The organism is Neisseria bacilliformis (genome assembly GCF_014055025.1).
Taxonomy (GTDB): Bacteria; Pseudomonadota; Gammaproteobacteria; order Burkholderiales; family Neisseriaceae; genus Neisseria; species Neisseria bacilliformis.
The window spans coordinates 1,645,962-1,669,726 of sequence record NZ_CP059571.1; the positions used below are offsets into that span (position 1 = coordinate 1,645,962).

Sequence of the window (23,765 nt, forward strand, 5' to 3'; positions counted from 1 at the left end):
TGCGGTTTTACTGTTTTTTAAAAAGCTGCCAGCTTTGGGCGAGCTGCCGTAGGGTGTATGGCGCAGCCACGCACGCGGCCTATGCCAAACAGCGCGCAGAGTGGGTCTTGACCACCGTTTTCACCCCAGCATCGTTATGGTGGGTCAAGACCCACCCTACCTTAGCGGCAGAGTCTGCGTGAAAAGGCCGTCTGAAAAGCGGGTTTTGCTTTTTCAGACGGCCTTTCCGATGCTAGCCTTCCTCCGCCGCCCTGTCCGGCAGCAGCAGGTTGAGCACGATGGCCAGCACGGCGCACAGCCCTACGCCGGCGAAGCTCACGCTGCCCACTTTGAACACCATGCCGCCCACGCCGGTGGTCAGCACGGTGCTGGCGATGACCAGGTTTTTCGGCCGCATCAAATCCACCTGCGCGTCGATCAGCGTTTTCAGGCCGAGCGAGGCAATCGTGCCGAACAGCAGAATCATCACCCCGCCCATCACCGGCAGCGGAATCGACGCGAGAAAGGCGTTGAATTTGCCGAAAAACGCCATGCAGATGGCAAACACCGCCGCCCAGGTCATGATGACCGGATTGCTGTTTTTGGTCAGCATCACCGCGCCGGTTACTTCGCCGTAGGTCGTTACCGGCGGCCCGCCGATCAGGCCGGCCACGCACACGCCCAGGCCGTCGCCCGCCAGCGTTTTGTGCAGCCCCGGGTCGGCGGCGTAGTCGCGCCCCGTTACCTTGCCGATGGCCATGATGCCGCCGATGTGCTCGATGGCGGGCGCGACGGCCACCGGCAGCATAAAGAGCGCGGCCTGCCAGTTGACTTCGGGGCGGTGGAACTCGGGCGGCGCAAACCAGGCCGCCTGCGCCAGCGCAGCCGTGTCCACCATGCCCAGCGTCCATGCCAGCAGATAGCCCGCCGCCACGCCGATCAGAATCGGGATAAGTTTCATCATTTTGCTGCCGAACACCGCCACCAGCACGGTAACGGCGAAGGTGAAGCCCGACAGCAGCAGCGATTGCGCGTAATCGTATTTCTGCACACCGCCGGCCTGCCCCATCGCCATCTGGCTGGCCACCGCCGCCACCGACAAGCCGATCACCATAATCACCGGCCCGATGACCACCGGCGGCAGCAGCCGGTTTACCGCGTCCAGCCCGCGCCACTTAATCAGCGCGGCGAACACGAAATACATGAAGCCGGCGGCAAACAGGCCGAACATCGTGCCGCCCATGCCCCATTCCTGCATCGCGTAAATAATCGGCGCGATAAAGGCGAAGGACGAGCCGAGGAAAATCGGCACCTTGCGCCGCGTGCAAAGCTGGAACAGCAGCGTGCCGATGCCCGCGCCGAGCAAGGCCATAGAAGGGTTGAGGCCGGTGAGCAGCGGCACGAGCACCATCGCGCCAAAGGCGACAAACAGAATCTGCGCCCCGGCCACCGCCTGTTTCACATGTTGCATATGACACTTTCTTTACAAAAACATGCGGATTATAGCGGTTGGCAGGGCAGGCGATAAGGGAAATGCGGCGAGAGGCCGTCTGAAAAGCTGCGGTACAGTGTTTCAGACGGCCTCTTCCCCATCCGCCTATGTCGAATCGGACGTAGGATGTGTCGCCCCGAGGCGACGCACGCGTTCCCTGCCGCATATCGAATCTTTGTCTTCCCTACAAATCCGAAACCGCGTGCGTGGCTGCGCCACACACCCTACCTAAGGGCAGAGGCCGTCTGAAAACGGCAAACACGGTTTTTCAGACGGCCTCGAATGTCAAAAACGCGCTTTGCGTTTAAACAGGTTTTACAGCAGCGGGCTGACGAGGCGGACGGTGTTTTCGGCCAGCAGCCACCATTTCGACCGCCGCTGCCATTCGTCGGCGCAGACGAAGCGGCAGTCGGCCAGGTAGCCTTGTTGCAGGTCGCGGATGCGGCCGGTGGTGGGGGCATCGTAGATGGCGAGGCTGATTTCGAGGTTGAGGAAGAAGCTGCGCATGTCCATGTTGACCGTGCCGAAGAGGGCGTAGTCTTCGTCTATGGTCATGGTTTTGGCGTGCAGCAGGCCGCCCTCGAACAGGGCGATTTTCACGCCGGCAGTCAAGAGCAGGGGGTAGTAGGCGCGGGAGGCGTAGCGCACGAGCAGGGAATCGACTTTGGCCGGGAGGATGAGGACGACTTCCACGCCGCGTTTGGCGGCGGTGGTCAGGGCGGTGAGCAGGGGTTCGTCGGGGACGAAATAGGGGGTGGTGATGGTGATGCGGCGGGTGGCGGCGTGCACCGCGCTGACGATGGTTTCGTAGATGACGCGGTCGGCCTGGTCGGGGGCGGAGGGGATGACTTGGGCGATGACGCTGCCTTGGCCGATGTTTTCGGGCAGAAGCTCGGGGATGCGGTCTTGGTGTTCGGTGAGGTAGCGTTGGATGTCGTGCAGGTTTTCGTCGGCTTCCACGGCCAGGTCGGCGAAGAAGACGGCGGACATTTCCAATACGACGGGGCCGGTGCAGCGCATCATGACGTCCACCCATTCGCCGACGCCGGAGTCTTGTTTGAAGTAGCGCGGGTCGACGAGGTTGTAGCTGCCGGTGTAGCCGGTTTTGCCGTCGATGACGAGGATTTTGCGGTGGTTGCGCAAGTCGCTGCGGGTGAACAGGGTGCGCAGGATGCCGACGGGCAGGGAGGCGTGCACTTCCACGCCGGCGGCGCGCAGGGTTTGCGCCCAGCGGCCGGAGAAGAAGCTGCGGCTGCCCACGGCGTCGGCCAGCACGGCGCAGTCCACGCCGCGTTCGGCGGCGCGCACCACCGCGCTCATGAGTTCTTCGATGCGCCCCTGCGGTTCGATGATATAAAACGCCAAGAGGCAGGAGTGTTGCGCGGATTCGATGTCGGCGAGCATGGCTTCAATGATGGAATGGGTGTCGGAGAGCAGGGTCATGGCGTTGCCCTGCGTCGCGCCCAGCCCCATGCTGCGTTCGGCGATGCGGCTGATGCCGTGGTAATGGGGCGGGACTTTGCCGACTGCGGCGCGGTAGTGTTCGGCAAGGTATTTTTCGGCGAAGCCCTGGTAAAACAGGTTCATTTCTTCGCTGCGTTTGGCGCGGGCGGTGCCCAGGCGGGGTTCGCCGACCAAAAGGTAGGCGGCCACGCCGAACAGAGGGAAGAGGAAGAGGAGGATGAGCCAGGCGAAGGCCGCGCCGACGTTGCGCTGTTTGTAGAGCACGCGCACCATGCAGGCCAGCGCGGCGACGGTGTGGGCGGCGAGGACGATTTCGCCGAAGGTAACGGGTGGGGAAACGGCCATGTGTCGGGTGTGTTTTGCGGGAAAGCGGCGGATTATAGGCGGCGGCGGCGCGCCGGCAAAGCGCGGGGGACGGAAGGCGGTTTGCGGCGGACGGCCGTCTGAAAGCGCAGCCGGCCGGTCGGGCATTTATGCCCGACCGGCAACCACCGGCAACAAAAAATGTCGGGCATGAATGCCCGACCTACGGAGCGGAAAAACAAAATCCGCTTTTCAGACGGCCTCTGCCGTTAAGGTAGGGCGCGCGCGGTTTCGGATTTGCGGGGAAGACAAAGATTTGTTGGGAAGCAGGGAACGCGTGCGTCGCCGGGGCGGCACACCCTGCGTCGGGTTCGATATGGGCTGGCAGGCCGTCTGAAAATCCGTTTCAAGGTTTTCAGACGGCCTGTTCTCCCGCCCTGTTAAAAAAGATTAAATCCGTTTAAGATAGCATCCGTCCGCAAAAGCAAAACGGTTTGCCAACCGCCCGTTAAGGAGAACATATGACCTGGCGCAAACAGCATTTCCTTACCCTCACCGACCGCAGCCGCGAAGAAATCCACGCCCTGCTCGATTTGGCCGCCGAGCTCAAAGCGGCGAAAAAAGCCGGCCGCGAAGTGCCGCGCCTTGCCGGCCGAAACATCGCGCTGGTGTTCGAGAAAACCTCCACCCGCACCCGCTGCGCCTTTGAAGTGGCCGCGCGCGACCAGGGCGCGGGGGTAACCTATCTGGAACCGGGCAACAGCCAGATCGGCCACAAGGAAAGCATCCGCGACACCGCCCGCGTGCTCGGGCGCATGTTCGACGGCATCGAATACCGGGGCTACGGCCAGGAAGTGGCCGAAGAGCTGGCGCGTTATGCCGGCGTGCCGGTGTTCAACGGCCTCACCGACGAGTCCCACCCCACCCAGATGCTGGCCGACCTGCTCACCATGCGCGAACACGGCGCGCAGCCGCTCTCCGACACCGCCTACGCCTACCTCGGCGACGCGCGCTACAACATGGGCAACTCGCTGCTGCTCACCGGCGCGCTGATGGGGATGGACGTGCGCATCGGCGCGCCCAAAGCCCTGTGGCCGTCTGAAAACGTGATTGCCCAGGCGCATGCGTTGGCGGAAAAAAGCGGCGCGCGCGTGCTCATCACCGATAAGCCGCTTGACGCCGTGCGCGGCGCGGACTTCGTCCACACCGACGTGTGGGTGAGCATGGGCGAGCCCAAGGAGGTGTGGCAGGAGCGCATCGACCTGCTGCGCGACTACCGTGTAACCGCCGAAATGATGGCCGCCACCGGCAAGCCGCAGGCCAAATTCATGCACTGCCTGCCCGCCTTCCACAACCGCGAAACCAAAGTCGGCGAATGGATTTGGCAAACCTTCGGCCTCGACGGCGTGGAGGTAACGGAAGACGTGTTCGAGAGTCCGGCCAGTATCGTGTTCGACCAGGCGGAAAACCGGATGCACACCATCAAGGCCGTGCTGGTTTCCCTGCTGGCACAATCCGCGCCCTGAACGTACCAGGGTCTGTTGACAATCAGCCTTGTGGCGGTGTTTTTGGCAAAAAACACCCGCCTGCGGCGTCAAAAATGCGCGCAAGGTGTCCAACCTTGCCGCGCTTTTTTCCTTGCATTCGGGCATTTTTTACTCAAAAAACCGCTCGCAAGCCGAATGCCGACAGCCCCCGGGCCGTCTGAAAAATGCTTTTCGGCTGCGCCGAAGCCGCGTTTTCAGACGGCCTCAACATGATGAAAAGACCAAGATGACCCCGCACGCACAAAAAAACGGCCGCCGCATGGCCTTTCTCCTGGCATCGATGACCGCCATCATGCCCTTCTCCGTCGATGCCTACCTGCCCGCCGTCTTGTCGCTGGCCGCCGATTTGCGCGTCGATGTCCACCTGATCGAAAAAAGCATGAGCAGCTTCATGTTCGGCGTCGCCCTCGGCCAGCTCCTCGGCGGCTCGGTGTCCGACGTGAAAGGCCGCAAAACCGTCGCCCTCTCCGGCCTCGCCCTGTATGCCGCCGCCTCCGTCGCCCTCACCCTTTTGCACACCATCGACCAGCTCATCGCCCTGCGGCTGGTGCAGGCGTTCGGCGGCGGCATGGCGGCGGTGATGGCCGGCGCGGTGGTGCGCGACCACTACGAAGGCCGCGAAGCCGCGCAGATGTTCGCCTTCATCGGCATCGTCATGATGGGCGCGCCGCTGCTCGCCCCCATGCTCGGCTCGGCCTTGCAGAGCATCGGCGGCTGGCGGCTGATTTTCGCCTTCCTCACCGCCTACGCCGCCGCCGTTTTCCTGCTCGTCGCCTGTTTCCTGCCCAAATCAAACGTGCAAAAAGGCCGCATCGGCCGCGCCTTTTTCGGCGGCATGCTGCGCCGCTACATCCAAGTGCTGCGCAGCAAAGCCGCGCTGGGCTTTCTCTTTTTCCAGGCGTTCAGCTTCGGCTCGATGTTTGTCTTCCTCACCGAGTCGCCCTTCGTCTATATGAAACTCTACGGCCTCTCGCCGCACGCCTACGCCTGGATTTTCGGCTGCAACATCATCACCATGGGCACATTTAACCGCATCACCGCCTGGCGGCTGAAAAACGGCAGCAACGCCGAAGACATCCTGCTGTGGGGCATCGCCATCCAGCTTGCCGCCAACGCCGCCATGCTGCTGGCCGTGTTCCTGGGCGGCGGCAGTCCGCCCTTCGTCCTGCTGGCCGCCTGCGCCATGTTTTCCGTCGGCACGCAGGGCTTGGTTACCGCCAACACCCAAGCCTGCTTTATGGCGCACTTCCGCGAAATCGGCGGCAGCGCGAACGCCCTGCTGATGGCCGCCACCTCCCTCATCGGCGCGGGCATGGGCTGGCTGGCCACCCTGCTGCACAACGGCACGCCCTACGTCATGGCCGCCCTGATGCTGTGCGCCACCACCGCCGGCACCCTGCTGCTTCTCGCCTGCTCCCGCAGCGCGTGGGCGGGCATGGGATAAGCACCGGATAGGGCAGAGGCCGTCTGAAAGCGCAGTTTTCAGACGGCCTGTTTATAACCACCGCGTCTTTCTATACAAGCAAGCATTCTTTCTGTTTTTCAGACGGCCTGTTTAAAGTGTCGGCTTCCAAAGCACAAACCAAACAGGAACACTGATGACCGACACCGCCACCGCCGACCCCCGCGCCAAACTGCCGAACGCGCCCCATGCCGACAACGAACGCCTCAAAGGCCAGAGCCGCCATCTGCGCGGCAGCATCGCCGAAGACCTGGGCGACGGTCTCACCGGCGGCTTTAACGGCGACAACTTCCAGCTTATCCGCTTTCACGGCATGTACGAGCAGGACAACCGCGACATCCGCAGCGAACGCCACGACCAGAAACTCGACAACCTCAAAAACGTCATGCTGCGCTGCCGCCTGCCCGGCGGCGTGATCACCCCCGCGCAGTGGCTGGGCATAGACGAATTTGCCGGCAGCCGCACGCTTTACGGCTCGATCCGCCTCACCAACCGCCAAACCTTCCAATACCACGGCGTATTAAAGCCCGACATCAAAGCCATGCACCAATGGCTGCACAAACTCGGCCTCGATTCCATCGCCACCGCAGGCGACGTGAACCGCAATGTTTTGTGCACCAGCAACCCCGTCGAAAGCCGCCTGCACCGCGAGGCTTGGGAATGGGCGAAAAAAATCAGCGAACACCTGTTGCCCAAAACCCGCGCCTACGCCGAAATCTGGCTGGACGGCGAAAAAGTCGAGTCCACCGAAACCTACGCCCCCGCCGCACTGCCCGAAAGCGTGAAAAGCGGCGATGCCACCGAACCCGTATTGGGCGCAAACTACCTGCCGCGCAAATTCAAAACCACCGTCGTTATCCCGCCGCACAACGATGTCGATCTGCACGCCAACGATTTGAATTTCGTCGCCATCGAAGAAAACGGCCGCCTTGCCGGATTTAACGTCCTCGTCGGCGGCGGCCTCTCGATGGAGCACGGCAACCGCAAAACCTATCCCAACACCGCCCGCGAGTTTGGTTTTATCGGGCTCGATAAAGTATTGGACTGCGCCGCCGCCGTGGTTTCCGTGCAGCGCGACTGGGGCAACCGCAGCGACCGCAAAAACGCCAAAACCCGCTACACCATCGAGCGCGTCGGCGAAAAAGTGTTCATCGAAGAAGTCGAGCGGCGCATGGGCGCGGCCTTCCAACCCGTCCGCCCCTATCGGTTCACCACGCGGGGCGACCGCATCGGCTGGGTGGAGGGCGAAGACAAAAAATGGCATCTCACCCTGTTTATCGAAAACGGCCGCATCACCGACCGCCCCGGCAAACCGCTCAAAACCGGTATGCGCGAAATTGCCAAAATCCACAAAGGCGACTTCCGCCTCACCGCCAACCAAAACCTCATCGTCGCCAACGTCTCCGCACGCGACAAGGCCAAAATCGAGCGCATCGCCCGCGAACACGGCCTGATTGACGACGGCATCACGCCCCAGCGCGAAAACAGCATGGCCTGCGTTTCCCTGCCCACCTGCCCGCTGGCGATGGCCGAAGCCGAACGCTTTTTGCCCGCATTCATCGACCGCGTGGACGAAATCATGGCCGCCAACGGCATGGCGGGCGAACACATCGTCTTGCGCGTCAACGGCTGCCCCAACGGCTGCGGCCGCACCATGCTCGCCGAAATCGGGCTGGTCGGCAAAGCCCTCGGCCGCTACAACCTCTACACCGGCGGCAACCGCGAAGGCACGCGCATCCCGCGCCTCTATAAAGAAAACATCACCGAGCCGGAAATTCTCGACATCATCAGCGCATGGGTCGCCGATTGGGCGCAAAACCGCAACGCAGGCGAAGGCTTCGGCGACTTCGCCGTGCGCACCGGCATCACCGCCCCCGTACTCGACGCACCGCGCGACTTCTGGGCGGCGGCCTGAACCCCCGCGCGGATACGGCAAGAGGCCGTCTGAAAAAGAAACCGCGTTTTCAGACGGCCTCTTGCCCCTCAACCAACCGCGTGCGTGGCTGCGCCACACCCTACGTTGGATTCCATATCGCGCACCAACAGGCCGTCTGAAAAAACGGAATACCGGTTTCAGACGGCCTCTTGCCGTTCAGATAGGGTGTGTGGTGCAAGCCACGCACGCGGTTTTTGGAACCGGATGGGTGTTTGCTTGTAAAAAAGAGAAAGGTCGTCTGAAAGCACAACTTCGGTGCAGCCAAAACGTGTTTTGCGCTTTTTTCAGACGGCCTCTCGCCGTTCAAGTAGGGCGCGATAACGCTTTCCGTAGGTCGGGCATTCATGCCCGACATTTTTTGTTGCCGGTGTTCGTCGGGCATAAATGCCCGACCTACTCCACTGCGCGTCGGGTGTCGGCACAGCCACGCACGCGGTTTTTGAACCGGCGGATATTCCGGCATTCGCAACAGCTCCCACCCGGCGCAAAAAACCGTTTCCACCGCCAATCAGACAGGTTATCATTGCGCCCCTTTCCGTTTCCGACACATAAAAAGGCCGTCTGAAAATCTTTCAGACGGCCTCTCCCGCACCATGCACACACTCCTCCTCGCCCAAACCGCGCAAAAATGGCAGACCGAACTCGCCGCCTCCCCCATGTGGCTGGTGCAGACCCTCACCGGCATCCTCGTCTGCGCCGCCCTCGCCGTCCTCCTGCTCGGCCGCACCCGCTTCGGCCGCGAATTCCGGCAGGTGCTGCAACCCTGCCTGAGCAAAAGCGGCGCGGCCAAAGCGGCGGCGGTCGTCGTCCTGATGGTCGTCCTCCTGCTCACCGAAGTGCGGCTCTACGTGCTCAACACCTTCCTGTACAGCAGCGCGTACAGTGCCATGCAGGACAGGCTCGCCGCCGTCTTCTGGACGGCCGTCTTCACCAACGCCGCCGTCATGCTCATCCGCTCCGTCAACCTCATCGCCAACGACTTCCTCGACCAGGCACTCGCCATCAAATGGGCCGAACAGCTCAACCGCGTCCTCACCCGCCGCTGGCTCGCCGGCAAAACCTACTACCGCCTGCAAATGCGCCGCGACGCCCCCGACAACATCGACCAGCGCATCCAAATGGACGCCCAGGAATTCATCACCTCCACCATCACCTTCCTGCGCGGCATGCTCAACTCCGTCATCTCCACCATCGAATTCACCGTCGTCCTCTGGGGGCTGGCCGGCATCCTGCCCGTATTCGGCATCGAAATCCCCCACGGCATCGTCTTCCTCGTCTACCTCGCCATCCTCGCCGCCACCGCCCTCGCCATGTGGATAGGCCGCCCCCTCATCCGCTCCAACTACGAAAACGAACACCTCAACGGCGACTACCGCTACTCCCTCGTGCGCATCCGCGACCACTCCGAAAGCATCGCCTTCTACCACGGCGAATGGCAGGAAGAGCAGCAGCTCGCCGACCGCTTCCGCGCCATCATCGCCAACCGCTGGCGCATCGCCCGCCAAAGCGTCACCCTCAGCGGCTTCAACGACATATTCAGCCAAATCATGCAGCTGCTCCCCCTCATGCTCCAAGCCCCCCGCCTCTTTACCGGCCTCATCAAAATCGGCGACGTGCAGCAAACCGTCCAATCCTTCGCCCGCCTGCAAAAAGCCATGTCCTTCTTCCGCAACTTCTACAAAGACTTCACCGTCTACCGCGCCCGCCTCGAACGCCTCTCCGGCTTCATCGACAGCATGAACCAAACCGGCTCTGTGCAAAGCCCGCAGGAAAACGAAATTTCAGACGGCCTCATCCTCGACCGCGTCAACCTCCTGCACCCCAACGGCGACACCCTGCTCGCCAACGTCAGCTTCACCGCAAAAGCCGGCGACGCCCTCCTCATCCGAGGCCCCAGCGGCTGCGGCAAAACCTCCCTCCTGCGCACCCTCGCCGGCCTCTGGCCCTTCGGCAGCAGCGGCAGCATCGCCCGCCCCCCGCAGCACCAAATCATGTTCGTCCCCCAAAAAGCCTACATGCCCCAAGGCACCCTGCGCCAATCCGTCTGCTACCCCGCCCCCCCCGCCAGCCCCGAAACCGTCGCTGCCGCCCTCGCCGCCTGCCGCCTCGAACACCTCGCCCCCCTGCTCGACACCGCCGACGACTGGCAGCAGCGGCTCTCCCCGGGCGAACTCCAACGCATCGCCTTCGCCCGCATCCTCATCACCCGCCCCGCCGCCGTCCTCCTCGACGAAGCCACCTCCGCCCTCGACGAACCCACCGAAGCGATGCTCTACCGCCGCATCCGCCAAGACCTGCCCCGCAGCATCATCGTCAGCATCGGCCACCGCAACACCCTCGCCGCCTTCCACAACCTCGCCCTCTGGGTCGGCCACGGCGACACCCCCGCCGCCGCACCCGCCCCCAAGGCCGTCTGAAAGCGCGGCTTCTTTTTCAGACGGTCTGTTTGTTATACGGTCTCTGCCAACCATTTAAAAAAAGGAAAAACATGAAACCCGCCCTCCTCATCCTCACCGCCGCCCTCATCCCCGCCGCCGCCCAAGCCGCCGACCCCTTTGAAACCGAACGCCTGCAACGCTCCTGCACCCTGCAACGCGAATCCCTCCTGCGCGAACGCAACGGCACCCCCGCCTGCGACCAACTCAAAGCCCTGCACAAAAAAAGCAAAACCCCCGCCGAGGGGCCGTCTGAAAAAAACAAACACAAAAAAAGCCGCAAAAAAGCAGCGCAATAAACCTTTCAGACGGCCTCCGCCAACAAAAAGGCCGTCTGAAAAAACAAAACCAGCTTTTGGCCGCGCCGAAGCTGCGCTTTCAGACGGCCTCAACCCGTTCCATACCGAACCCGCCGTAACAGAGTAGGTCGGGCATTCATGCCCGACTTTTTTTAAATTGGACGGTGTTTGTCAGTCGGGCATGAATGCCCGACCTACTCGGAAAGCGGGCTTTTCAGGCTGCATTGGAAACCGCGTGCGCAGGGAAGTTGCACACCCTACGCCATGCAACGCTTGCTTTGGGGCAAGTCGGTTAATCATCGATGCAGACGGTTTTGCCGTGGTGTGGCTGTTGCCAGTAGTCGCGCCATGTGGCGAGGTGGTCGGCGGTGTGGCGGGCGAGGGTGGGATTTTGGGCGTACAGTTGGTTGAGGTGTTGGAAGCGGATGTGGATGTGGGTTTCGGGCAGCCATGCGAGGTCGCGCATGAGGTCGTCGAGTGCGCTGGCATTGGGGCAGGGCTGGGGGAAGGCGAGGGCTTGGGCGAGGCGGCGGATAAGGGCGGCATGGCTGGCGAGGTGGCGCAGGCTGATGGTTATGGTGAGGCGGTTGGGGGCGGCGGGGGAGGATTGGGTGAAGTGGGGTATGGTTGGGATTGGAGGTTAGGTGTATGAGTGGGTTTTCAGGCTGCCTCGGATGCCGTCTGAAAAACTTAAAAGGCAGCCTGAAAAAGGGGAATTGGTTTTCAGGCTGCCTTGAACCGCGTGCGCAGCAAAGCTGCACGCCCTACGCTATGCGGGCTACGCTTGCTTGCGTTTAATGATTGCTTATCGCTTTGCTGTTTCGCGCTCAAGCAGTTTGTTGTATTGCGCATCAGACAGGCAACGGTTTTTGCTGCGCCATTTGCCGTTTGGCAGCAAGGCTTTTTCGACAATTTTCACTTTGCCTGCACCGCAGCCGTCATGGGTATCAACGCGCGAATACACGTTTTGCAGCCCTTTGGCGCTGGGGCGGTAGTGTTCGGTGTAATGAATGGCTGCGCCTGATTTGCCGTAAACAATCAGCAGCTTGCGCTTCGCATCGGTTTCAGGCAGCCCCATGTAGTTATCGGTCAAATCGGTTAAATCGGCGTTGCGAACCAATTTGCCGTCTGCTGTTTGCAGATAAATATCGTAGCTGGCTGAGCCGTATGGTCCTTGATGCCCGCGCGGCACGGCAACATCGTCTTTGCCGTCAAAATTAAAATCGTCGATGGCAATCGGATTGACCAGCGGTGCGGCACCTTGGGCTTTGGGCGCGGAAAATTCGTGGAAATCGGCGGGCAGCGTGTGCGTTTGCTTGCCGAGCGTCAGCTGCACTTCGCCTTTGCCTGCGCATTTGCCTTCGGCGCATTGGTCAACATGGATGCTGCCTGCCCAGCCTTGGGGCAGATTGGTCATCGGAAAGGTCTCGGCGTGGGCGGCGAGCGCGGTGGTTAAAAGCGCGATGGTTATGAGTTTGTTTTGCATGGAGTTTCCTTGGGGTTGTTTAAAAAGTTGGCGCAACAAAAAAACCGCTTTCAGGCAGCCTGAAACGGCAAAATACGCGGGTAATGGTATCTGTCCTGTGGCTTGCTGACAAGCAAGGGTAGGTTGGGTTGAAACCCAACATAGTTGAATAATCGGAAATGTTGGGTTTGCAACTCAAGCTACTTGCTGAAAAGGCAGCCTGAAAATGGGTTTTTACCGTTTTCAGGCTGCCTTGAACCGCGTGCGCAGCAAAGCTGCACACCCTACGGCATACAGGCTACGCTTGCTAATGCCTTTTCTCTTGCCCGCTGCGTTAAAATCGCGGTTCCGCATCATCATCGGATTTCAAAATATGCCGTTTACTCTTGCTCACCCGATTGCTATTTTGCCGTTTTCACGTTGCCGTTATTGCCATTTCCCTGCATTGGTCATCGGAAGCCTTTCTCCTGATTTCGTCTATTTTCTGCATGGACGTGCTGTATCCGGCGGACATGGTTTGGCCGATATGCTGTGGCCGAATCTGGCGTTGTGCTTTGCGGTTTATTGGCTTTATCTTGCCCTGTGGCGAGACGCTTTATCTGATTTTTTACCCAATTGCCTTAATGCCGCCCCCTATAGACCGTCTAAAAATGTAGATTTTCATAAAATCAAAGCCGCCCTCTTCATACCGAGTGCTTTATTCGGCATGGCCACCCATCTTTTCCTTGATGCGTTTACCCACCCCACCGGCTGGTTTGTGCAGCATTTCCCCGTGCTGCAACAAACCGTATTGTTTCTGCCAATCTTTAAATGGCTGCAATATGGCGGCGGTGTAATAGGCCTAACCACCTGCCTGTACTTTGTATTCCGCACCGCCCGCCGCCGGCCATACCGCTCTCGTCAAACCATTGGACAAAAATACCGTTTTTGGATTCTCTGTACCATTCTGTCACTGTTTGGCTTTTCCATCTGGCAAATCATTGCTCCCGTGCCGTTGGGTCATGCCGCCACACAAATAATCCGCCTGATTGATTGTGCAGCGATTTCATTTTCGATAGTGTGTCTGAGACATATTGCCCGAAAGGAAAATGGCTGAAAAAGCGGTTTTATGGCAATCGTTAAGTGTGTTGTTTTTATATCTATTCAGGGGCTTAGGAAGCAAAATCACCAAAAACAGTGATAAGCTTCTGAAATGAAATTAAAAAACAAGTATCAAAAGTTCAGCAAAATTTCTGAACCACAATTTCGTCAAATTCTACGGCTATTTGCCTTGGATTTGACTGCTTCTGATACTGCCAGATTAACTGGCATCAGCGGGTAGGTCGGGCATTGATGCCCAACTTTTTTAAATTGGTCGGCGTTTGTCAGTCGGGCATAAATGCCCGACCTACTTGTTTGGTTTTCAGGCTGCCTTGGATGCCGTCTGAAAAGCCTAAATGGCAGCCTGAAAACGGAAAACCAGATTTTCAGGCTGCCTTTGGGCTTAACTGCTTCATCACCGCCCTTACCATCCGCACGCGCTCGGCAACGCTTTCCATCATGGCGGTTACCCGCAATCTATCCGCCCCCGCCATGCGGTAGTTTTTGTTGGACTGCATCAGCAAAATAATATCGGCAGGCTCTACGCTGGTGTGTTTGCCGAAGGTGAGCGTAAGCGCGTCGCTTGATGCGTCGATGGTGGTGATGCCGAGGCTTTTCGCCATTAACCGCAGGCGGTGGCTTTCCAGCAGGGTGGTTACGGGCTGCTCGGGCAGTCCGAATCTGTCCACCAATTCTTCGTGGATGCTGTTGATTTGCCCTTCGCTCTCGCAGGTGGCGAGGCGTTTGTAGAGCACCAAGCGTTCGTGAATATCGGGACAGTAGCTTTCGGGCAGCAGGGCGGGGCTGTGCAGCTTGATTTCGGTGGTTACGCCCAATGGCGCGTCCAAATCGGGCTGGCGCCCTTTTTTCAAATCGCGCACGGCTTGTTTGAGCATTTCGGTGTAGAGCGTGAAGCCGACTTGCACCATTTCGCCCGACTGCCCTTCGCCGAGGATTTCGCCCGCGCCGCGGATTTCCAAGTCCTGCATCGCCAGCGAAAAACCTGCGCCCAGTTCGTCGGCAGCGGCGATGGCATCCAGCCGTTTTTCAGCGTCTTTGCTGATGTATTCGGGCGTGAGCAGATAGGCGTAGGCTTGGTGGTGGCTGCGCCCGACGCGCCCGCGCAGTTGGTGGAGCTGGGCGATGCCGAATTTGTCGGCGCGATTGATGATGATGGTGTTGGCGTTGGGAATGTCTATGCCCGTTTCAATGATGGTGGAACAGAGTAAGACGTTGAACCGCTGTTGCAAAAAGTCGCGCATCACTTGTTCCAGCTCGCGCTCGCGCAGTTGCCCGTGCGCCACGCCGATACGGGCTTCGGGCAGCAGGGTTTCCAGCCGCTCGCGCATATTCTCAATCGTATCCACTTCATTGTGCAGGAAAAACACTTGCCCGCCACGTTTGAGCTCGCGCAATACGGCTTCGCGCACGCTGCCTTCGCTGAACGGTTTGACAAAGGTTTTCACGGCCAGTCGGCGGCTGGGGGCGGTGGTAATCAGCGAGAAGTCGCGCAAGCCTTCTAAGGCCATGCTTAATGTGCGCGGAATCGGCGTGGCGGTGAGGGTGAGGATGTCCACGTTGGCGCGCAGTTTTTTCAGCTGCTCTTTTTGGCGCACGCCGAAGCGGTGTTCTTCGTCGATGATGACCAAGCCTAAGTTTTTAAACGAAATGTCGTCTTGCACCAGCTTGTGCGTGCCGATGACAATATCCACCGTGCCGTCTGCCATACCGGTGAGCGTGGCGCGGGTTTCTTTGCTGCTGTTGAAGCGCGAAAGCTGGGCGACTTTGACGGGAAAATCGGCGAAACGGTCGGCAAAATTCTGCGCGTGCTGCTCCACCAAAAGCGTGGTCGGCGCGAGCACGGCGACTTGTTTGCCGCCCATCACGGCAACGAAGGCGGCACGCAGCGCGACTTCGGTTTTGCCGAAGCCCACGTCGCCGCACACCAGCCTGTCCATCGGGCGCGCTTGGGTTAAGTCTTTGATGACGGCGGCGATGGCGGCGGCCTGGTCTTCGGTTTCTTCGTAGCCGAAGCCGTCGGCAAAGGCGCGGTAGTCGTCTTCGTCAAACTGGAATTTGTGGCCTTCCTGCGCGGCACGGCGGGCGTAGAGATTGAGCAATTCGGCGGCGGTATCGCGCGCTTTTTCGGCGGCCTTGCGCTTGGCTTTGTTCCATGCTGCGCTGCCGAGTTTGTGCAACTGCACGTTTTCATGCGCCGCGCCCGAGTAGCGGCTGATTAAATGCAGTTGCGAAACAGGCACATAAAGCTGCGCTTCGCCTGCGTATTCGAGCAGCATCATTTCTTGCGCTTCGCCGCCCAAATCCATAGACACCAAGCCCATATAGCGCCCGATGCCGTGTTCTTCGTGGACAACGGGGTCGCCGATGCTGATTTCGGCAAGGTCGCGCAGCAAACCATCGGATACGGCGGCGTGCTTTTTGCGGCGGGTGCTGCTGCGGCTTTTGGCGACGTATTGGTAGAGGTCGGATTCGGTGATAAGGGCGATTTTCAGGCTGCCTGAAAGGTCGTCTGAAACGCCCATAGATCGGATACCCGTATCCGACAAAACGTCCGACGCTGCGGGAGTGTCGGATTCAAGAATCCGACCTACGCTGTTTTCAGGCTGCCTGTCGGCGCGGGCAATGAAGGTAAGCTCGTCTGCCAACTGTTCGTTTTCATAGTGCACCAAGCCTGCTTCGTCAAACTTGACCATAATGCCGTTTGCCAGACCTGCCAGGCTTTCATCGCCGTATTCGTTCAGGTCAAACAGGGCGACAATGCGCCCATGCCATGCCTGTTCTACGCGAACGTAATCGCCGATGTGCATAGGCGTGCCGTCGGTGTAGCGCGGGCGGGCTTGGGCTTTCAGGCTGCCTTCGATGCCGTCTGAAACGTCCGTAGGTCGGATACTTGTATCCGACAAAACGTCTGCCGCTGCGGAAGTGTCGGATTCAAGAATCCGACCTACGCCGTTTTCAGGCTGCCCCAACTTAAACCCATACGCCAGCGGCGTTACCGTGATGCACAGCTTCTCGCAGCTCTCCAAAAACGCCTGCCAGCCGTCCACGCTTTTCGGTTTCAAACCGTGTTGCGCGAAAAAGCCCAGCATCGTTTCGCGCCGCCCCGCGCTTTCGGCGGTAAGCAGAATCCGCCCGTCAAAGGCCGTCTGAAAATCCTGCAAGGCCTGCAAAGGCTGCTCGGCTTGGCGGTTCACCGCCACATTTGGCAACGCAAACGCCGCGCCGCCCAGCTCGGGCAAAATCTGCGGATAGCCTTTCAGGCAGCCTGAAAACTGATCCGCCGCCAGATACAGATGTTGCGGCGGCAGCGGCGGATAAGTCGCATCGCCCTGCGCCATTTGGAAACGCGATTTCACTTCCGCCTCAAACCGTCGCGCCTCGGTGTGCACATCGCCCACGCACACCGCCAGCGCGTCCGCGCCCAGATAGTCAAACAGCGTCGCGCAGCCGTCTTCAAAAAACAGCGGCAGATAATATTCCACCCCCGCGCCAAACTGCCCGCCGCTCACCGCCTTATACACCGCCGCATCGTTCGGATTGCCGTTTACCTCCTCGCGGAAACGGCTGCGGAAAATCTTTTGCGCCGCGTCGTCGGTGGGGAACTCGTGCGCCGGCAGCAGGCGGATTTCCGACACAGGCGCGATGGTGCGCTGGCTGTCGGGGTCAAACGTTTTGATACTGTCAATCTCATCGTCAAACAAATCAATGCGATATGGCGTGTCGCTGCCCGTGGGGAACAAATCCACGATGCCGCCGCGCACGGCAAATTCGCCGCCCGCCACCACGTTGGATACCGCGCTGTAACCCGCTTCCACCAGATTCTGCCGCAGCGCCGCAATATCCAGCCGCTGCCCCGTTTTCAGCCAAAACGTGCGCCCCAAGAGAAACGGCGCGGGCGCAAGACGCTGCATCGCCGTGGACACCGGCACAAACAGCGCGTGAGCCAGCCCGTTTTTGAGCTGCCACAACACCGACAGCCGCTCCGACACCAAATCCTGATGCGGCGAAAAACGCTCATACGGCAGCGTTTCCCAGTCGGGCAGAAACAGCGCGTTGTCCTCTGGGCGGAAAAACTGCCACGCCGTTTGCAGCCGCAACGCGGTTTCCGCGTCGGGCGTAAGAATCAGCTTGGGCGGCTTGGCGGGCAGGTTTTGCGTTAAAAAATAGGGCAGGCTGCCGGCGGTGAGATTGAGCCAGCGCACGCGCGGGGCGGATTTTGTGGGGAGGGGGAGGGTCATGGTGGTTTTGGGTTTTTAGGTTATCGGGTGGGGTAAAGTTTCGCAGGTCGGGCATTGATGCCCGAGCTACGCGCTGAATCATTAAAACGTCCAATTTTTCATTATTTCTTGCACCTGCTTGGCGTGGGTGCGGTTTTGTTCGGCAATACACGCATTTTTACGCATGGTTCTTGCCGTTCCGATTGCGCCGCCGCCCAATGAAGCCGCCCAATCGCAATAACGGTTTCTGTATGCGGCAAAAGACTGTTCCGCCGCCGCATATTTTTGCAGGGCGGCATCTTTGTATCTTTGCTCTTCGTCCCATTGCTTTATTTTCGCGATGGTTTGCGCTTGGGCGTTTTGCCAAACCGTTTCGCTGCGGTCGGCGTTTTGCTTAATGCAGGCTTGCACATCAACCTGCGCGAAATGCCGGTCGCTGCACGCATCGCGGATAGTGTGTTCAAGCGGCATGGCATCGGCAAACGCGTTCGCAGACGCGAATAAAAAGAGTAAAACTGTTCCCGTTTTGCTGGTTGGATTGGACATGATGTGTTTTCTTTTTAATGGTTGTATCGCTCGAATAGGCATATCCGACAAAATATTTCAGGCTGCCTTTGGCACTACTGCGGATTATGCCATTCCATCAGCCGCTGAAACGCGGCGCGGTTGGCGGTGCAAAACGGCGCGGCTTTGGCGGCGATTTCGGCATCGGACGGCTCGGGTTCGCGCTCGGCCAAATCCATCAGCGGCGACAAGTTTGGTATGGAGGCAATCGCTTTTTCGGGATTCAGACCGCCGTGCTGCTTGCAATCCTCTATCAGGTATCCCTGCCGCTGAAAGGCGTTGTTCAGCCATTTGTCGCTGCCGGCCAGCTTCATCACGTCGCTTTGCGGGCAGAAGCCCAGGTAGGTGCGGAACAGCACGTCCATGCGCAAAATTTCGTTGCGGCAGTTTTGCGCGGTGATGATGCGGACGTTTTCCGGCAATTTTAGCGCGTCCGCAGCGGGCGGCTGCGCGGCGGCATGGGTGGTAAGCAGGGCGAGTAAGAAAGCGGTGAGGATTTTCATGATGCGTACCTTTGCAACGGCGGGAAGACAAGCGGCTGAGGCCGTCTGAAAAGGTTTTCAGACGGCCTGTATGATGCGCGGCGGATTGTAACCGAGGCCGTCTGAAAAAAGTAGGACGGCTTGGGCTGCGCATAAAAACAGTTTTTTATGACGCCCGTCAAATATTTTCCTGCAAACGACTGTTTTTTTCAGACGGCCTCTGCCAAGCTATGTTAGGATAATTATTATTATTTTGAGCAGAACGGCGGCAGAGGCCGTCTGAAAGATTGAAAAACGGTGCCGGCGGCAACATATGGGCGGCTTTGAATCCGCACAAACAAGGCCGAAAACATGGCAACACAGCACCGGCAGTCCGCCGATGAAAGCGCAATAAAACTGCGCCCGCCGCGCAAATACGGCGTTTTCCTGCTCAACGACGACTACACCACCATGGATTTCGTGGCGCAGGTATTGACCGAAGTGTTTTTCCTGTCCGAAGACCGCGCCTTCGCCGTGATGCTCCTGGTACACCACGAAGGCAAAGGGCTTTGCGGCACATTCACCCGCGACGTGGCGCAAACCAAGCAGGCGCAGGTGCACCGGCGCGCCGCCGATGCCGGTTTCCCGCTCAAATGCACAATAGAGGAGGTTTCATGATTTCGGATGCTTTGGAACAGATTTTGCAAGACCTTTACGCCGATGCGCGCGCGCGCAGCTACGAGATGATTACGCTCGAGCAGCTCCTGCTCGCGCTTATGGAGCATTCGGCCGAAGTGCAGCAGACGCTCGAAGCCCTGCACGTGGATTTGGACATCCTGTCCGGCCAGCTTGCCGCCAGCATACGCGACAATACCCCCACCCTGCCCAAAAGCCTGCTCGACAAAACCGACACCCAGCCCACCCTCGGCTTCCAGCGCGTCATGCAGCGCGCCATCATCCACGCCCAATCCGTTGAAAAACGGCAGGTGCGCCCGCTGGATGTGCTCGTGGCCATGATGAACGAAAAAGACTGCCCCGCCGTCTATTTCCTGCAACTGCAATCCGTCGGCCGCACCGAACTGCTGCGCCACCTCGCCCACGGCGGCGCGGAAGAAAACGGCAGGCCGTCTGAAAACGAAGACGACGAAGCCGCCCCCGCAGCCGCCGGCGGCGACGCACTGGCCAAATACACCGTCAACCTCAACGCCGAAGCGCAGGCCGGCCGCATCGACCCCCTCATCGGCCGCAAAGCCGAAATGGAACGGCTCGTGCAGGTACTGTGCCGCCGCCGCAAAAACAACCCCCTGCTGGTGGGCGAAGCCGGCGTCGGCAAAACCGCCCTGGCCGAAGGACTGGCCTGGCAGATCGTGCGCGGCCTTGTCCCCGAAGCACTCGCCGGCGGCACCGTCTACATGCTCGACATGGGCGCGCTTTTGGCCGGCACCAAATACCGGGGCGACTTTGAAGCCCGCATCAAAAACGTCGTCAAAGCCCTCGACGAAACCGAAGGCGCCATCCTCTTCATCGACGAAATCCACACCGTCATCGGCGCGGGCAGCACCTCCGGCGGCACCATGGACGCCTCCAACCTGCTCAAACCCGCCCTCGCCAAAGGCCGCCTGCGCTGCATCGGCGCCACCACCTACGACGAATACCGCACCATATTCAGCAAAGACCACGCCCTCAGCCGCCGCTTCCAGAAAATCGACGTCGCCGAACCCGGCACAGCCGAAACCGCCGACATCCTGCGCGGCCTCAAACCCATGTTCGAGCAATTCCACGACGTGCGCTACACCAACGGCGCAATCGAAGCCGCCGCCGAACTCTCCGCCCGCTACATCACCGACCGCTTCCTGCCCGACAAAGCCATCGACGTCATGGACGAAGCCGGCGCGGCACAAAAAATCCTGCCCAAATCCAAACAGAAAAAAGTCATCGGCAAAGCCCAAATCGAAGCTGTCGTCGCCAAAATCGCCCGCATCCCCGAAAAAACCGTCTCCAACGACGACCGCCAAACCCTCAAAAACCTCGCCCGCAACCTCAAAAACATGGTGTTCGGCCAAGACACAGCCATCGACGCCCTAGCCGCCGCCGTCAAAATGTCCCGCTCTGGCCTCGGCCAGCCCGACAAACCCATAGGCAGCTTCCTCTTCTCCGGCCCCACCGGCGTCGGCAAAACCGAAGTCGCCCGCCAGCTCGCCTACGCCCTAGGCGTCCCCCTGCAACGCTTCGACATGTCCGAATACATGGAACGCCACGCCGTCTCCCGCCTCATCGGCGCGCCCCCCGGCTACGTCGGCTTCGAGCAGGGCGGCCTGCTCACCGAAGCTGTTGCCAAACAGCCCCACAGCGTCATCCTCCTCGACGAAATCGAAAAAGCCCACCCCGACATCTTCAACGTCCTACTGCAAGTCATGGACGCCGGCCGCCTCACCGACAACAACGGCAAAAGCGCGGACTTCCGCAACACCGTCATCATCATGACCACCAACGCCGGTGCCGAAAGCCTCAGCCGCCCCACACTCGGCTTCACCACCAAACGCGAGCGCGGCGACGAAATGCAGGCCGTCAACAAAACCTTCACCCCCGAATTCCGCAACCGCCTCGACGCCGTCATCCCCTTCGCCCCCCTCGGCGCCGCCGTCATCGCCCGCATTGTCGACAAATTCCTGCTGCAACTCGAACAACAGCTCCTGGCCAAAAAAGTCGAAGCCGAATTCACCCCCGAACTGCGCGCCTACCTCGCCGAACAAGGCTTCGACCCGCAAATGGGCGCGCGCCCCATGCACCGCCTCATCCAAAACAAACTGCGCCGCGCCCTCGCCGAAGAACTCCTCTTCGGCCGCCTCGCCGACGGCGGCTTCGTACGCATCGGCTGGAACACAGAAAAAGAAGAAGCCCTGCTCGAATTTGAAAAAAACACCAGCACCGCCGCCGTGTAAAGCAACACAGGCCGTCTGAAAACGCAGTTTCCGTTTTTCAGACGGCCTCTTGCCGCACAGGCAGGATATGTGGCGCAGCCACACACTCGGTTTGCCCCGCCTCAATGAAAGGCCGTCTGAAAGCACAGCCAAAATCCCCAAACACGATTTTCAGACGGCCTCCCGCTCCATCCCGCCCCATCCGCCGCTTGCTATAATCCGCCTCCTCCCTGCCAACCCATCCCGCACCATGTCCGACGAATTTGCCAACGCCGCCGCCGATGCCGCGCTCGAACTCTTCCGCCGCCTCCATCCCCAAGCCGCCGAAACCTGCGCCCCCTTCCTGCCGCGCCTGTTTGCCGCCCTCGCCGACGGCCACAGCTTCATCTGGCTCGCCCGCGACGAAGCCGCCGCCCTCTCCGCTGCCGCCCCGCTGGCCGACGGCAGCGGCAACGCGCCGCTGACGGTTTCCGGACGGCGGCTGTTTCTCGGCAGAATGTGGCAGCTTGAAAGCGACTTGGCGCACGAAATCCGCCGCCTTGCCGCCAGCCCCGCCGCCCCCGCCAACCCCGCCGCAGCGGCGCGCAACCTGCAAAACTGGTTTGCCGAACCCGGCAGCGCAGGCCAGCAGGCCGCCGCCGCGCTCGCCCTGCTGCAAAACTTCATCCTGATTTGCGGCGGCCCGGGCACCGGCAAAACCACCACCGTCGCCAAACTCCTCGCCCTGCTGTGCGAGGGCGCAGACCCCCTGCCGCGCACCGCCCTGGCCGCCCCCACCGGCAAAGCCGCCGCCCACATGGGGCGCGCCCTGCACGCCGCCTTGCAGCGTTTCCCCTTGGCAGACGGCCTCAAAGCCCATCTGTCCCAACTCGAAGGCCAAACCGTCCACCGCCTGCTCAAACTGCGTCCGCCGCAGATGCGCCCGCAGTTTGACGCGCAAAACCCCCTGCCGCTCGACATCCTCGTCATCGACGAAGCCTCCATGCTCGACCTCGCCCTCATGCTCGATTTGCTGCGCGCCGTGCCCGACGGCTGCCGCGTCATCCTGCTGGGCGACGAAAACCAGCTCCCCTCCGTCGGCGCGGGCGCGGTGCTCGCCGCCCTCGCCCAACCCGCCGTGCTTTCCCCCGAGCTTACAGGCCGTCTGAAAACCCTGCTGCCCGACGCGGAACAACGTTTTCAGACGGCCGCAAACGCCCCGCCGCTCTCGGCCAACACCGCCCGCCTCACCGTCAGCCACCGCTTCGGCGAACACAGCGGCCTCGGCTGCCTCGCCCGCGCCGTATGTACCGGCGACGCCGAAACCGCCCTCGCCCAGTTCGCCCGCTTCCCCGCCGAACTCGCCTTTCTGCCCGACAACATCCCGCAGCTGGCCGAACGCTTCTGCCGCACCCAAGCCGCCCTCTGGCAGGCCGCCGACGCGGGCGACGCCCCCGCCGCCTTCGCCGCGCAAAGCCGCCTCGCCGTCCTCGCCGCCCGCCGCGAAGAGGCCGACCGCTTCAACCAAGCCTGCCGCCGCCTGCTCGCGCAGCAGGGGCGCGTGCGCGAAGACGCCCCCTGGTTTGCCGGACAAAGCATCATGATCGAACGCAACGACCACGCCCTCGGCCTCTACAACGGCGACATCGGCATCGTCCTGCCCGACCCGCAGGGCGAAGCCGGCGCGCTGGCCGCCTGCTTCCCCGCCGCCGCCGGCTACCGCACCGTCCCCCTCAGCCGCCTGCCCGCCCACCTTACCGCCTTCGCCATCACCGTCCACAAAAGCCAGGGCTCGGAATACGCCGAAGTCTGGCTGCTGCCCGGCGAAGAACACGCGCCAACCGGCAACGGAAACGGCGGCGCAACCGGTGCGACGGACAAGGGCGCACAGGAACCCGACGGCACACAGGAAACCGGCGGCGGCCTCAACCGCGCCCTGCTGTACACCGCCATCACCCGCGCCCGCGAACGCTTCGCCTGCGCCGCCGCCCCCGAAACCCTCGCCGCCGCCTGCCGCCGCAACGAAACCCGCCGCAGCGCCCTGCGCGAACTGCTGGCGCGGCCGGAGGCCGTCTGAAAAGCAAAACCCGCTTTCGGCTGCGCCGAAGCCGCGCTTTCAGACGGCCCCAACCCGTTCCGT

Annotated in this window: 17 protein-coding genes and 1 pseudogene; 10 read left to right on the top strand and 8 right to left on the bottom strand. The window is 60.8% G+C overall.

Translation table 11 applies throughout. The features are described 5' to 3' along the window. Positions 1 to 232: 232 nt before the first annotated feature. Both H3L91_RS08025 and cls read right to left on the bottom strand, forming a co-directional pair. The gene (locus H3L91_RS08025; RefSeq protein WP_007343229.1) at positions 233 to 1,450 is read right to left on the bottom strand and encodes a uracil-xanthine permease family protein; all 1,218 of its coding nucleotides are present in this window, start codon (positions 1,448 to 1,450) and stop codon (positions 233 to 235) included. A gap of 336 nt (positions 1,451 to 1,786) precedes the next feature. Continuing rightward, the gene (gene cls / locus H3L91_RS08030) at positions 1,787 to 3,280 is read right to left on the bottom strand and encodes a cardiolipin synthase (protein WP_040659574.1); all 1,494 of its coding nucleotides are present in this window, start codon (positions 3,278 to 3,280) and stop codon (positions 1,787 to 1,789) included. A gap of 479 nt (positions 3,281 to 3,759) precedes the next feature. Here cls and argF point away from each other — a divergent pair, with 479 nt between their 5' ends. The 3 genes from argF (at position 3,760) to cysI (ending at position 8,162) form a co-directional block, all read left to right on the top strand. Continuing rightward, entirely contained in the window at positions 3,760 to 4,764 is a 1,005-nt protein-coding gene (gene argF, locus H3L91_RS08035; RefSeq protein WP_007343233.1) for an ornithine carbamoyltransferase, read from the top strand. Between the two features lie 280 nt (positions 4,765 to 5,044). Further along, positions 5,045 to 6,229 (top strand): multidrug effflux MFS transporter, encoded by a 1,185-nt coding sequence (locus H3L91_RS08040; protein ID WP_154647212.1) that lies wholly within the window; start codon positions 5,045 to 5,047, stop codon positions 6,227 to 6,229. Positions 6,230 to 6,383: 154 nt separating this feature from the next. Beyond that, a complete protein-coding gene (gene cysI, locus H3L91_RS08045; RefSeq protein ID WP_007343235.1) occupies positions 6,384 to 8,162 on the top strand; it encodes an assimilatory sulfite reductase (NADPH) hemoprotein subunit in 1,779 nt (592 codons plus the stop codon). A 100-nt stretch (positions 8,163 to 8,262) separates the two neighbouring features. Here the strand turns inward: cysI and H3L91_RS08050 are convergent, their stop codons facing one another. Then, on the bottom strand, positions 8,263 to 8,565 hold the full coding sequence (locus H3L91_RS08050; protein ID WP_007343236.1) for a hypothetical protein: 303 nt from the start codon (positions 8,563 to 8,565) through the stop codon (positions 8,263 to 8,265). 211 nt (positions 8,566 to 8,776) lie between these two features. Between H3L91_RS08050 and H3L91_RS08055 the strand changes: the two genes are divergently transcribed. Together H3L91_RS08055 and H3L91_RS08060 are read left to right on the top strand one after the other, a co-directional pair. Then, positions 8,777 to 10,600 carry an ABC transporter ATP-binding protein/permease gene (locus tag H3L91_RS08055; RefSeq protein WP_007343238.1) on the top strand — a complete coding sequence of 608 codons (1,824 nt, stop codon included), beginning with the start codon at positions 8,777 to 8,779 and terminating at the stop codon, positions 10,598 to 10,600. Positions 10,601 to 10,671: 71 nt separating this feature from the next. Continuing rightward, on the top strand, positions 10,672 to 10,917 hold the full coding sequence (locus H3L91_RS08060; RefSeq protein ID WP_040659011.1) for a hypothetical protein: 246 nt from the start codon (positions 10,672 to 10,674) through the stop codon (positions 10,915 to 10,917). Positions 10,918 to 11,209: 292 nt separating this feature from the next. Here H3L91_RS08060 and H3L91_RS08065 read toward each other — a convergent pair whose 3' ends face one another. Continuing rightward, positions 11,210 to 11,551, bottom strand: a complete 342-nt coding sequence (locus H3L91_RS08065) for a barstar family protein (RefSeq protein ID WP_081458589.1) — start codon at positions 11,549 to 11,551, stop codon at positions 11,210 to 11,212. 171 nt (positions 11,552 to 11,722) lie between these two features. Beyond that, positions 11,723 to 12,403 carry an XAC2610-related protein gene (locus H3L91_RS08070; RefSeq protein WP_007343242.1) on the bottom strand — a complete coding sequence of 227 codons (681 nt, stop codon included), beginning with the start codon at positions 12,401 to 12,403 and terminating at the stop codon, positions 11,723 to 11,725. A 205-nt stretch (positions 12,404 to 12,608) separates the two neighbouring features. Here H3L91_RS08070 and H3L91_RS08075 point away from each other — a divergent pair, with 205 nt between their 5' ends. Both H3L91_RS08075 and H3L91_RS08080 read left to right on the top strand, forming a co-directional pair. Further along, positions 12,609 to 13,478 (top strand): DUF4184 family protein, encoded by an 870-nt coding sequence (locus H3L91_RS08075; protein ID WP_244958453.1) that lies wholly within the window; start codon positions 12,609 to 12,611, stop codon positions 13,476 to 13,478. 96 nt (positions 13,479 to 13,574) lie between these two features. Continuing rightward, positions 13,575 to 13,697, top strand: a pseudogene (locus H3L91_RS08080) (IS1595 family transposase); the annotation flags it as partial. Positions 13,698 to 13,848: 151 nt separating this feature from the next. Here the strand turns inward: H3L91_RS08080 and mfd are convergent. The 3 genes from mfd to H3L91_RS08095 all read right to left on the bottom strand — a co-directional run bounded on the left by mfd (position 13,849) and on the right by H3L91_RS08095 (position 18,767). Continuing rightward, positions 13,849 to 17,721 carry a transcription-repair coupling factor gene (gene mfd / locus H3L91_RS08085; protein ID WP_007343246.1) on the bottom strand — a complete coding sequence of 1,291 codons (3,873 nt, stop codon included), beginning with the start codon at positions 17,719 to 17,721 and terminating at the stop codon, positions 13,849 to 13,851. Positions 17,722 to 17,802: 81 nt separating this feature from the next. After that, a complete protein-coding gene (locus tag H3L91_RS08090; RefSeq protein ID WP_007343247.1) occupies positions 17,803 to 18,246 on the bottom strand; it encodes a lysozyme inhibitor LprI family protein in 444 nt (147 codons plus the stop codon). 74 nt (positions 18,247 to 18,320) lie between these two features. Further along, positions 18,321 to 18,767, bottom strand: coding sequence for a hypothetical protein (locus tag H3L91_RS08095; protein ID WP_007343248.1), 447 nt, complete (start codon positions 18,765 to 18,767; stop codon positions 18,321 to 18,323). 330 nt (positions 18,768 to 19,097) lie between these two features. Between H3L91_RS08095 and H3L91_RS08100 the strand changes: the two genes are divergently transcribed. The 3 genes from H3L91_RS08100 (at position 19,098) to recD (ending at position 23,702) form a co-directional block, all read left to right on the top strand. Continuing rightward, positions 19,098 to 19,403 (top strand): ATP-dependent Clp protease adaptor ClpS, encoded by a 306-nt coding sequence (locus H3L91_RS08100; protein ID WP_007343251.1) that lies wholly within the window; start codon positions 19,098 to 19,100, stop codon positions 19,401 to 19,403. Next, positions 19,400 to 21,667 (top strand): ATP-dependent Clp protease ATP-binding subunit ClpA, encoded by a 2,268-nt coding sequence (clpA, locus tag H3L91_RS08105; protein WP_007343252.1) that lies wholly within the window; start codon positions 19,400 to 19,402, stop codon positions 21,665 to 21,667. Before H3L91_RS08100 ends, clpA begins: the two co-directional genes overlap by 4 nt. A gap of 229 nt (positions 21,668 to 21,896) precedes the next feature. Continuing rightward, positions 21,897 to 23,702: an exodeoxyribonuclease V subunit alpha gene (gene recD / locus H3L91_RS08110; RefSeq protein WP_040659577.1), complete on the top strand. Its 1,806-nt coding sequence runs from the start codon at positions 21,897 to 21,899 to the stop codon at positions 23,700 to 23,702. Positions 23,703 to 23,765: the final 63 nt, after the last annotated feature.